The 12,131-nt window shown below is 70.9% G+C and carries 4 protein-coding genes; all 4 read left to right on the top strand.

Annotated elements, in window-relative coordinates; translation table 11 throughout:
• Nucleotides 1-13: 13 nt before the first annotated feature.
• The 4 genes from katE to C4F17_RS16185 all read left to right on the top strand — a co-directional run bounded on the left by katE (nucleotide 14) and on the right by C4F17_RS16185 (nucleotide 12,122).
• Nucleotides 14-2,209, top strand: coding sequence for a catalase HPII (katE, locus tag C4F17_RS16200; protein ID WP_234382127.1), 2,196 nt, complete (start codon nucleotides 14-16; stop codon nucleotides 2,207-2,209).
• Nucleotides 2,210-2,365: 156 nt separating this feature from the next.
• Nucleotides 2,366-4,540, top strand: coding sequence for a CHAT domain-containing protein (locus C4F17_RS16195; RefSeq protein WP_106935926.1), 2,175 nt, complete (start codon nucleotides 2,366-2,368; stop codon nucleotides 4,538-4,540).
• Between the two features lie 326 nt (nucleotides 4,541-4,866).
• Nucleotides 4,867-6,585 (top strand): ShlB/FhaC/HecB family hemolysin secretion/activation protein, encoded by a 1,719-nt coding sequence (locus C4F17_RS16190; RefSeq protein ID WP_106935925.1) that lies wholly within the window; start codon nucleotides 4,867-4,869, stop codon nucleotides 6,583-6,585.
• 2 nt (nucleotides 6,586-6,587) lie between these two features.
• Nucleotides 6,588-12,122, top strand: a complete 5,535-nt coding sequence (locus C4F17_RS16185; protein WP_106935924.1) for a two-partner secretion domain-containing protein — start codon at nucleotides 6,588-6,590, stop codon at nucleotides 12,120-12,122.
• Nucleotides 12,123-12,131 lie beyond the last annotated feature (9 nt).

Genomic DNA, 12,131 nt, shown 5'->3' with positions numbered 1-12,131 from the left:
CAGCAAATCCCCGATGACGCCACAGAACAAGGCCGCTGCGGGCCGCCGCGCGAGCGCCGCCAAGGCGAGCGACGGCAGCAGCGCCAAGCAGCAGCAGCTCGAAGGCTTCACGGTCGAGCATCCGCCGACCCTGACCACCAACCAGGGCCTGCAGATTCCCGACAACCACAACTCGCTCAAGGCGGGTGTGCGCGGGCCCACGCTGCTCGAAGATTTCATCCTGCGCGAGAAGATCACGCACTTCGACCACGAGCGCATTCCCGAGCGCGTGGTGCATGCGCGCGGGTCCGCGGCGCACGGCTACTTCCAGGTCTACAAGTCGATGTCGCAGTTCACCTGCGCCGACTTCCTGCAGGACCCCGACCAGAAGACGCCCGTTTTCGTGCGCTTCTCGACCGTGGCCGGCTCGCGCGGATCCGCCGACACGGTGCGCGACGTGCGCGGCTTCGCCGTCAAGTTCTACACCCGCGAAGGCAACTACGACCTGGTGGGCAACAACATCCCGGTGTTCTTCATCCAGGACGCGATGAAGTTCCCCGACCTCATCCACGCCGTCAAGCCCGAGCCGCACCACGAGATGCCGCAGGCCGCGAGCGCGCACGACACCTTCTGGGACTTCGCCTCCCTCATGCCTGAGAGCACCCACATGCTGATGTGGGCCATGAGCGACCGCGCCATTCCGCGCAGCCTGCGCATGATGGAAGGCTTCGGCGTCCACACCTTCCGCTTCATCAACAGCCGCGGCGAGAGCCACTTCGTGAAGTTCCACTGGAAGCCCAAGCTCGGCATCCATGGCCTGGTGTGGGACGAGGCACAGAAGATCGCCGGCAAGGACGCCGACTTCCACCGCCGCGACCTGTGGGAAGCCATCGAGAACGGCGACTTCCCCGAATGGGAACTCGGCGTGCAGATGATTCCGCAGGACAAGGAACACTCGCTGGGCTTCGACCTGCTCGACCCCACCAAGCTCATTCCCGAAGAGATGGTGCCGGTGCAGAAGATCGGGCGGCTGGTGCTCAACCGCAACCCCGACAACTTCTTCGCCGAGACCGAGCAGGTGGCCTTCCACCCGGGTCACGTGGTGCCGGGCATCGACTTCAGCAACGACCCGCTGCTGCAGGGTCGCCTGTTCTCGTACACCGACACGCAGATCTCGCGCCTGGGCGGCGCCAACTTCCACGAACTGCCCATCAACAAGGCCGTGTGCCCGTTCCACAACATGCAGCGCGACGGCATGCACCGCCAGACCATTTCGCGCGGCCAGGTGGCCTACGAGCCCAACACGCTGGGCAGCGGCGCCGAGTTCCGCGTGGACGGCGGCAGCCACGGCTTCCAGTCGTTCCCCGAAGAAATCGATCCGCCGAAGGTGCGCCGCCGCAGCGCCTCGTTCGACGATCACTTCACGCAGGCGCGCCTGTTCTTCAACAGCCAGAGCGCGGCCGAGAAGGAACACATCATCGCGGCCTTCCGCTTCGAGCTGTCGAAGCTGGAGGTGCCGGCCATCCGCCAGCGAGTGGTCGACAACCTCGCGCACGTGGACGAGAAGCTCGCGCGCCGCGTGGCCGAGCCGCTGGGCATCGGCGAGCCCGATGCCAAGGCGGCGGCAGGCCGCGCGGGCTTTCGCGAACACCGCATGACGCTGCCCATCGAGGAGTCGCGCGCGCTCAGCATGGCCGACACCGGCGACGGCTCCATCCGCACGCGCAAGATCGCGATCCTGGTGGCGGACGGTGTCGACTCGGCTTCGCTCAAGCCGATCCGCGACGCGCTCGAGCAGGCCGGCGCGCAATGCAAGACGGTGGGCCCGAAGCTGGGCACCGTCGCCAGCGCGTCGAAGCGGCAGATCGATGTCGACATGACCTTCGCCAACACGCCGTCGGTGATGTTCGACGCCGTGCTGGTGCCCGCGGGCAGCGAGAGCGCCGCGGCCATGAGCGGCATCGGCGATGCGGTGCACTTCGTGCTCGAGGCCTACAAGCACTGCAAGGCGATCTGCACCGTGGGCGAGGGCGTGCGGCTGCTGTCCTCGCTGGGCATCGGCGCGGACGTGCCGCCGGCCGACGCGCCGGCCGGCGTGGTGGTGGCGGCGACGCCCGTCACCAACATGGGCGACACCACGGCCGCGACGCAGGTGGCGAGCGACTTCATCGCGGCCATCGCGAAGCACCGCCATTGGGACCGGGCGAACATCGACGCCGTGCCCGCCTGAACCGCGGCAGTCCTAGTTCGTTTGCGCTAGACCGTATTGCGAATAGGCGCGGCGGGTGGCCGCTCCTAGACTCCGCCCCGAGGCCTGAACGGCGCCCACTTCCGAGGCGCCGGCCGCCCGCTTGCAGCGGGTGCATGGGCTCGACGCGGGGGTCCAATGGCTTGGTTTTCCAGTTGGGGATGGGAGCGTCCCGCATGTGGCCGCGCGGGCCTTGCGGTGGCGCTGGGTCTTGCGGGCGTTCTTCTCGCCTCCGGCATCGGTTCCCCGGCGGCGGCGCAGCAGCAGCAACAGCAGCAACGCGCGCAGGCGCCGACCGGTGCCGAGGCCGCCGCCGACCGCATGGAGCAGGCCCGGCTCGCCGACACCGACACCCTGCTGGCCCTGACCAGCGAAGGCGCGGTGCTCTACGGGCAGGACAGCGTCAAGCTCTCCGGCTACCAGTATTGCAGCCAGGCCGTGGCACTGGCCGAGGCGGGAGAGTTCCGCCAGAGCGTGCGTGCCGCCAGCAAGGCGCTGCACCTGGCCAACGCCACCAACGACCCCAACCTGATGGCCATGGCCAACCGCGACCTGGCCATCGTCTACAGCTACTCCGGCCAGCTGGAGAAGGCCGAGGAATTCGCGCGCGAGGCGCTGCGCCATCAGGCGCGCGACCCCAAGCTGGTGGTGGGCCCGGTGCAGAAGGTGATCGGCGACGTGCGGACGCGCCGCGGCGACTTCTCCGGCGCGGTGCTCAGCTATGACGAGGCGCTGGCCAACAGCTCGCCGCGCTATGCGCCGCTGGTGCAGGCCTCGCTGGTCAACGCGCTGATCGAAGCGGGCGACACCGCGCGAGCGCGCGAGCTGATCGGCACCATGGCCCCGCCCAAGGACGCGCCGCTCACCGCGCAGCTCGACCGCACCCGCGCGCGCCTGCTGCTGGCCGAGAACAAGCCGGCCGAGGCGCGCGATGCCTACCGTGCGCTCACCGCGCGCCAGGTGGGCGCCGACACGGAGTACTACCGCCTCTGGGCCTGGGACGGCGTGGCGCGCAGCGAACTCGCGCTGGGGCAGAAGCAGGCGGCGGCCGAGGCCGTGGGCCGTGCGCTCGGCGACGTCGACAAGGTGCGCGCGAAGTTCCGCAGCGAAGAATTCAAGATGGGCCTGTTCTCGGACCTGCAGACGGTGTTCGAGCGCGGCGTGGCCGTGTACAGCGACGCGGGCGATGCGCGCCAGGCCTTCGAGGTGAGCGAGCACAGCCGTTCGCGCGCGCTGCTCGACGCGGTGCGCGGCCGCGCGAAGATCAACGAGCAGGCCGCCAACACCATCGACCTGCCGGCGCTGCAGGCCACGCTGGCGCCCGACGAGCGCGTGGTGCAGTTCCATTCGCTGCCCGACCGGCTGGTGGTGTGGGTGGTGAGCGCGAACAGCATCACCGAGAAGACCGTGGCGGTGAAGCGCGACGAACTCAACGAGCTGGTCGAGACCTTCCGCAACTCCATCGTGCGCGGCCGCCGCACCGCCGTCACCAACGCCGACAAGCTGGGCGCCGCGCTGCTCGGGCCGCTGGGCCTGGCGCCGGGGCAGAGGCTGATCGTGGTGCCGCACGGGCCGCTGCACTACCTGCCGTTCCAGGCGCTGCGGCTGGACGGGCGCTACATCATCGAGACGCACCCGGTGGCCGTGGCGCCGTCGATCAGCATCGCGGTGCAGCTCGCGCAGCGCACGCCGCGCGTGAACGCGTCGCTCACCGCCTTCGGCAATCCGCGCATCGAGGACAAGTACGACCTGCCCGGCGCCGAAACGGAGGTGAAGCAGCTCGCGCAGCTTTTCCCGCGCAACACGGTGTACATGGGCGCCGCCGCCACCAAGACGCAGTTCCGCGACGTGGCCTCGCGCTCGCCGCTGATGCATGTGGCCGCGCACGCGGAGGCCGACGCGGTCGATCCGCTGTATTCGCGCATCCTGCTGGCCAACGAGGGCGGCAAGCAGAATTTCCTGGAGGCGCACGAGATCCTCGGCCTGCCGATGGACGGCACCGCGCTGGTCACGCTGTCGGCCTGCGAGTCGGGGCTGGGGCGCATCGCGCAAGGCGACGAGGTGCTGGGCTTCACGCGGTCGTTTCTCTCGGCCGGCAGCTCGAGCCTGATCGCGTCGCTGTGGCCGGTGTCCGACGATGCCACGGCGGTGCTCATGAGCACGCTCTATGGCGAGCTGGCCAGGGGCCGCGACATCCAGAAGGCGATGCAGGCGGGGCAGCTTGCCGTGCTGAAGGACCCCAAGATGTCCCATCCCTTCTTCTGGGCACCGTTCAACCTGATCGGCAACTGGCGTCTTACGGTGGGGGGGTGACATGAAGTCTTGGCTCTTGTTCGATGTTCTTTGTTCGGGGCGCGATCACGGCGACGGGGTGCCTTGCTCCGCGAATGTCCCCCGGCCTGCGGCCTCCTCCTTTATTTCGCTGCGCAAGGCACCCCGTCGCCGTGATCGTTGGACAGAGCGGTCGTTGATCAACTGCGAACCAGCAGCGTGTCCAGTGCACAGGGTACCGGGTGCTCCCCGCAGCGAAATAAAGGAGGAGGGGCGCAGCCCCGGGGGACATTCGCGGAGGGGAGTACCCGGTGCCCTGTGCACGCGCCCCCAAACACCAGCAGCACAACGCAGCACAGAGCACTGAGATGCAAGCCCGCCACCCCCTGACGCCCACGGCCTTCGCAGCAGCAACCCTGTTCAGCGCGGCATTGCTGATCGCAGCCCAGAGCACGCACGCAGCAGAGACCGAAGAAACAAACACGCTGCTCCCCACACAAGACCCCTGCGGCACCTGCGACCGCCCGCTCGCGCAAGCACCGGCCACCGCCACCGTCGCACCGCAAAGCCTGCCCGCACCGCCCAGGCCTGCAGGCGCGTCGTTCAGGCTCAACGACCTGCGCCTCAACGGCGTCAAGGCACTCAGCAACGAAGAGCTGCAGGCCATCACCTCGCCGTACATCGGGCGCGAGGTCACGCTCTCGGAGCTCGAGGAACTCGCCAAGGCCATCACCGCACGCTACAAGGAACGCGGCTACTTCCTCGCCCAGGCCGTGGTGCCCGTGCAGACCGTGCGCGACGGCATCGTCGAGATCAGCGTCATCGAAGGCCGCCTCGGCAAGGTCGACGTCGTCGTCGCGCCCGACGCGCCCATCGCCGAGTCGCGCGTGCGCGGCTTCCTCGCGCCGCTTCAGCCCGGCGAAGCCGTCAGCGCGCCGGCCTACGAACGCGCGATGCTGCTGCTGTCCGACCAGCCCGGCATCAAGGTTTCCTCCGGCCTGCAGGAAGGCTCGCAGCCCGGCACCACCGACCTGTCCGTCGAGGTGGCGCCCGCGCCGCGCTGGGCCTTCACCGCCGAAGGCGACAACCACGGCACCAAGGAGTCGGGCCGCTACCGCGTGGGCGGCACCGTGCGCTGGCTCAGCCCCTTCGGCATCGGCGACAACCTCGATGCGCGGGTGATGGTGTCCAACGGCAACGCGCTGCAGTTCGGCCGCGTCTCGTACGAGGCGCCCATCGGCACCAGCGGGTTGCGCGCCGGCGTGGGCCTCTCGCGCGTGAGCTACGACCTGGGCGGGCAGTTTTCCGACCTCGAGGCCCAGGGCCGCGCCAACGTGTTCGACGTGTCGCTCAACTACCCGCTGATCCGGCAGCGCCAGCAGAACCTCTTCCTGCGCCTGAGCGCCGACAGCAAGGACCTCGACGACGAAATCCGCGCGTTCGAGTACGACGCCAGGAAGCGCGTGCGCGGCTTCGGCGTGGGATGGACCTGGGAGCGGCGCGACGACGTGCTGGGCGGCGGCTACTGGGCCAGCTCGGGCACGCTGTACCACGGCTCTCTGTCCATCCGCGACCCGCAGGGCCGGGCCGACGACCAGGCCTTCGGCGGGCGCCACACCGAAGGCGGCTTCAACAAGCTGAGCTTCCAGCTGTCGCGGCTGCAGGCCATCGTGCCGCGGCATTCGCTGTACCTCTCCATCGGCGGCCAGTGGGCGAGCAAGAACCTCGATGCCTCCGAGAAGCTCGCGCTCGGCGGCGCGCGCGCGGTGCGCGCCTATCCGTCGGGTGAACTGCTCGTGGACCAGGGCCTGATCGGCACCGTCGAATGGCGCTGGTCGGTGAACGAAGAGCTGACGCCCTTCGCGTTCTACGACGCCGCGCGCGGCCGGCTGCAGCGTCACCCCTCGCCGTTCGACGGCGAGAACTCGCGCAGCCTGCGCGGCTACGGCATCGGGCTGAGCTGGTCGCGGCCGGGCAATTTCTCGATCAATGCGACCCTGGCATGGCGCGACGGCACGCCGCGGCCGCAGACCGATGGCGGAGGCCGCGGCCCGCGGCTGTACGTCCAGGTTCAAAAGGCGTTCTGACCATGAAGCCACGCAAACTCAAACCTCTCGCACCGCGCCTCGCGCTGCGTCCGCTGGCCTTGTCGCTGGCCTGCATGGGCATGGCGCCCGCGCTCGCGCAGGTCATCCTGCCGAGCTACCAGCCGGGCATGTTCACCACGCAGGGCATGGTGACGGTGAACCCGGTCCTCACGGCCACGCCGCGCGGCGGCCAGGCGCTCGGCATCACGCAGGGATCGCTGCGCGCGATCATCGACTGGAACAGCTTTTCCATCGGCGCGAAGGACGCGGTCAACATCCAGCAGGCCATGGGCAGTTCGAGCATCCTGCTGAACCGCGTGAACGGCAACGAGCTGTCGACCATCGCGGGCCAGCTCACGGCCAACGGCCGCGTGTTCCTCATCAACCCCAACGGCGTGCTGTTCAGCCAGGGCGCCAGCGTCAACGTGGGCGGGCTCTTGGCCTCCACGCTGGCCATGACCACCAGCGACGCGAATTTTCTCGACGGCCAGACCCGCCTTGCCTTCGAGCGCGCCGACATCAGCACCGCCACCGTGCGCAACCTCGGCGACATCACGGCCACCGGCGGGCCGGTGGTGCTGATGGGCGCGGGCGTGAGCAACGAGGCCACCGGCACCATCACCGCCGACGGCCAGACGGTGGCGCTGGCGTCGGGCCGCAAGATCACGCTGGACATCGGGGGCGACGGCCTCACCAGCCTCAACATCCTGACGGATTCGAAAGCCACCAGTGCATCGGTCGCCAACAGCGGCACCCTGCAGGCCAACGCAGGCCGGGTGGTGCTGGTGGGCCAGTCGATCACGCCCGGCGAGCTGGTGGTGAACCAGAACGGCACGGTGCGCGCCAACTCGCTCGGCATGAAGAACGGCGAAATCGTGCTGAGCGCGGGCGCCGACAACGAAGTGCGCGTCGGCGGCACGCTGCAGGCCACATCGACCGGTACGGTGGCGGGCGGGCGCATCACGGTGGCCGCGGGCAAGGTGCGCGTGGAAGGCGCCACGCTCGACGCAAGCGGCGAGGCCGGCGGCGGCACGGTGCAGCTGGCGGCGCTCGGCGGCCTGTCGGTGGGGCCGACCACCGTGCTGCGCGCCGACGGCAGCGCGGGCAACGCCGCGGGCGGCGAGATCCGCATCGGCACGGCCGACTACACGACGCTGCCCGGCGCGGCCGGCGCGCCGCCAACGGACACCGTGCTGGGGCTGCACCTGTCGGGCGAGCTGTCGGCGCAGGGCTCCGGCAGCGGAAAGGGGGGTGCGATCTCCACCAGCGCGAATGCGATCGAGGTCGCGAGCGATCTTTCGGTGTCCGCGGCAGGGGGCGCCAACGGTGGCGCCAACGGTCAGTGGAGCCTGCAGTCCGACAAGCAGATCGTCGTCACGGCCACGGCGCCGGCGTACGACGCGGGCGCCTATCCGAGCGCAGGCGGCGCAGCCTCCAGCCAGCTGAGCGACGCGGCCATCGGCGGCGCGCTCGGCCGTTCGACCGACGTGGTGCTCGGCAGCAACGCACGCAACGCCGAAGGCGGGCAGGAGCCCCTGGGCGTGGTGTTCGACACCGCCTCCGCGGTGGTGAAGAGCGCGGGCGGCACCGCATCGCTGCGCGTCGATTCGGCCACCGGCATCGGCATGTCAGACCGGTCGTCGATCAAGTCCACGTCGGGTTCGCTGAACGTCGACTTCAACGCCGACGCGGCCGGTGCGGCGCTGCCGCCCATCGACATGCCGATCACCGACACGAACGGCATGCGCATCGCGCCCATCGTCCTGACCGGCGCGACCATCGAGACCAACGGCGGCAATGTGCGCTTCTACGGCCAGAGCGATGCGCAGAACGGGCGCGCCATCGGCTACACCGACGACACCTACTTCAACGTGCCGTTCGAGAGCGCCGGCGTGCAGGTGACGGGCGGCCGCATCTCGACCTGCGCGCCGGGTGCCGCCAGCTGCGCGCTGGGCGGCAGCATCAGCCTGCGCGGCCAGGGCGGCACCGTGGTGTCGAGCTCCACTTTTTCCGGCAGCACCGGCGTGCTGATCACCGGCGCGGAAATCATCAGCGGCAGCGGCGGCATCACGCTCGACGGTGTCGGCGGCCTGGGCGGCGCGGGGGTGTCGATCGGGCAGACGTTCAACGACGGCCCTCCGGACACGCGCAGCCGCATCGCATCGGGCAGCGGCGACATCAGCGTGCGCGGCGCCACCCGCGGATGGAGCGACACCGACCAGGTCGCCGACTGGTCGTCGCGCGCGGTGTCGGTGGGCGTGGCGGTGAGCGGCACCGACATCGCCACTGGCGGCAACGTGCGCGTCGAGGGCTCGGGCGCCGACCTGGGCGCGCTGCTGGCCAACGACCAGTTCCGCAAGCTGTCGGCGTCCTCCACCATCGGCGCCTCGCGCGGCGTGACCGTGGGCGACACGGGCATCGTGGCGGGGCGGGGCAAGCGCATCGACGTCGTGGGCACCACCGGCAGCGCGGGCGTGGTGTACGACTTCAACGGCGACCCGCAGCCGCCGGCGGGCGCCATCGACGAAGGACTCACGCCGGCGGCGGTGTGGATCCGCGCGAGCGGCACCGGCCAGGGCCTGCGGGCCGAGGGCGGGCAGATCGCGGTGAGCGGCGGCAGCGGCGACGTGCTGCTGCAGCGCGGCGCGCAAACCGATGCCCTGCTGAGCACGGCAAGCGGCAGCGGCGCGGGCGGCGGCATCACCGTCACCGGCCGCAACATCTACGCCGGCGCCCTGGCCGGTGCCGCCGGCACGCTGGCCGAGGCGAGCGGCGCGGGCACGGGCGGCGACGTGCGCCTGCAGGCCACCACGCGCACCAGCGACAACACGGGCGGCATGCTCGCGCTGGCGCCGGGGCTGTCGGTGCTGGCCGACAGCGCTTCCGCCACGGGCAACGGCGGCAGCATCCGCCTGCTGGCGGACAACAGCCTGCGCGCGCACGGCACGCTGAGCGCGCGCGGCGGGGCGGCCGGCGGCAACGGCGGCTTTATAGAGACCTCCGGCGGCAACCTGGACCTGACCGGCATCCGCGCGAACGCGGGTGCGCCGGCGGGCGCCGCGGGCACCTGGCTGGTCGACCCCTACGCGGTGGCCATCGTCAGCGGCGCCGGCGCCGGCACGCTGCCGACCAACCCCTTCGACGCGCTGTCTAACTCGACGATCCAGGACGGCGACATCAACGCCGCGCTCAACGGCGGCGCCAGCGTGAAGATCACCACCGGCACGGGCGGCGTGGGCACGGGCAGCATCACGCTGGCCAACGACGTGCTCATCGACTACACCGCCGCTGCCGGCGCGCTGAGCTTCGAGCTCGACTCGGGCAGCAGCATCCAGGCCAACGGCGTGGGCACCGTCATCCGCTCCTCGGGCGCGGGCGGGCCGCTGAACGTGGTGTTCAACGCGGGCTTCAACCCCGACGGCACGCCCTCCGGCTCCATCGGCACCATCACGTACAACGGCAGCATCGACACGCGCGGCGGCAGCGTCGCCATGACCGCGCGCGGCGACGGCACGCCGGGCAGCGGGCGGATCGGCATGAACGGCGCGAGCGTGCAGACCGGCGGCGGCGCCGTCACGCTCTACAGCGGCCAGCCGGGCGCACCCACCGGCTATGTGACGCTGGTCGATTCGCAGATCGACACGCGCGTGGGCCAGAGCGACGCCGGCGCGGGCGGCGCGGTGCAGATCGCGGGCGGCAACGTCACGCTGGCGGGTGTGCAGCTGGCGAGTTCGAGCGGCGCCATCGACATCCGCGGCAGCTCGGCGGACTGGAACAGCGGCGTGGTCATCACCGACGGCCGCGCGGCTTCGGCGCTGTCGACGACCAGCGGCAACATCACGGTGCAGGGCGTGGCGCGGCGCCAGGCTTCTTCGACCTTCGCGGGCTCTTACGGCGTGCTGGTGAACGGCGGCAGCAGCATCGCCAGCGGCAGCGGCACCATCGCGCTGCGCGGCTACAACTTCAACAACGACCCGACGGCGCCCGCCGTGGGCGGCGACAGCGGCGTGCGCCTGGAAAACGGCGCACGCATCACGACCACCGGCGGTGGCGGCATCGAGATCACCGGCCGCTCGGCCAACGGCGGCGCCGGCGTTGCCATCGAGGCCGGCGGCTCGCCGACCTTGCCGGGCGCGCTGCCGGTGGTGCAGGGCAGCGGCAACGTGGTGCTGCGCGCGGTGAACGACGGCAGCACCGACGCCATCGTGATCGGCGCGCCGGTGAGCGCGGCAGGCGCCATCGACCTGCGGCCGGGCGGCATGGATCAGAACTTCGCCGCGTCCGATGCCACCACCACACCCGTGGTGCTCGGCGGCGCGGGCACCGGCGGCTTCTCGGTCTCGGGCGCCGAGTTCGCGCTGCTGGGCGCGCCCACCATCGTCGCGGGCAGCAACACGCAGGCGGCGGACATCACCGTGGCCGGCCCGCTGTCGGCTTCGGGCGCGCTGACGCTGCAGAACGACGGCGGCGGAAACATCGCCGTCAACGGCGCGATCAACGCCACGCAGGTCGGGCTGCTGTCGGCCGGCAACATCACGCAGTCGGCTGCGGGCGTCATCAACGCCACGAGCCTGCTCGCACGTTCGCTCCAGGGCAGCGTCGACCTGCGCAACCCCGCGAACAACGTGGCCGTCGTGGGCGGCGGTGCCGCGGGCGGGTTCGGCTACGTGGACGCCAATGCGGTCACCATCGGTGCGCCGAGCGTCGCCGGCTTCGACGCCGCCACCAACCAGGCGGCAACGGCCGGCGTGGCGTCGATGGCGGCCAACACGGTGTTCGTGCGCACCTTGGCCGACGACCTCACGCTGGGCACCACGGTGGCCGGCGGGGCGGGCACCGACCTGGTGGCGGCCGCGCGTTTCCAGAATCCGGGCGGCTTCGCCATCGGCGGCGGTGCGTGGCGCATCTGGGCCGACACCTGGGTGGGCGAGGCGCGCGGCGGCCTCGCCGGCACCGGCACGCTGCCCAACCTGTATCACTGCGCCTACCTGGGCCTGTGCACGGTGACGGTGCCGGCCGGCGGCAACCACTTCATCTATGCGCAGCAGCCGACGGCCACCGTGACCATCGGCGACGCCGCACGGCCGCAGGGCGCGCCGAATCCGCTTTTCACGTACAGCGTGAGCGGGCTGATATTGGGCGACAACGCGTCGAGCTTCAGCGGTGCGCCGGGCACCAGCGCCAACGCCGGCAGCCCGCCGGGCAGCTACCCGATCGACGGCGCCTTCGCGTCGGCCGCGGGCTACGCAGTGCGCGTGGTGCCGGGCACGCTGCGCGTGGATGCGGCCCCCGTGGTGGCGCAGTTCAGCCCGGCCGATTTGCCCACGGTGGACGTGTTGCGCGAGCTGCCTTCCACCTACCTGTACGACCGCAACATCGGCCAGGCACCGATCTGCCTGGCCACCGGCCCGCTGGACGGCGACCGCGCCTCGCAGGCCGGCGACGTGCTGGCGCGCGAATGGTCGCGCGTGCGCTCGCGGCCCAACCTGTTGAGCTGCGTGAACACCGAGCGGCGCAACGGATGTTCGGACTTCTGAGCGCGCGGC

The sequence above is a fragment of the Variovorax sp. PMC12 genome, assembly GCF_003019815.1.
In the GTDB taxonomy this organism is placed as follows: Bacteria; Pseudomonadota; Gammaproteobacteria; order Burkholderiales; family Burkholderiaceae_C; genus Variovorax.
This window is presented reverse-complemented; position numbering and strand designations above follow the sequence as displayed.

Excerpts from the sequence above, each read along its gene's own strand:
- C4F17_RS16195 (WP_106935926.1), top strand. The coding sequence starts at position 2,366 with ATGGCTTGGTTTTCCAGTTGGGGATGGGAGCGTCCCGCATGTGGCCGC.
- C4F17_RS16190 (WP_106935925.1), top strand. The coding sequence starts at position 4,867 with ATGCAAGCCCGCCACCCCCTGACGCCCACGGCCTTCGCAGCAGCAACC.
- katE (WP_234382127.1), top strand. The coding sequence starts at position 14 with ATGACGCCACAGAACAAGGCCGCTGCGGGCCGCCGCGCGAGCGCCGCC.
- C4F17_RS16185 (WP_106935924.1), top strand. The coding sequence starts at position 6,588 with ATGAAGCCACGCAAACTCAAACCTCTCGCACCGCGCCTCGCGCTGCGT.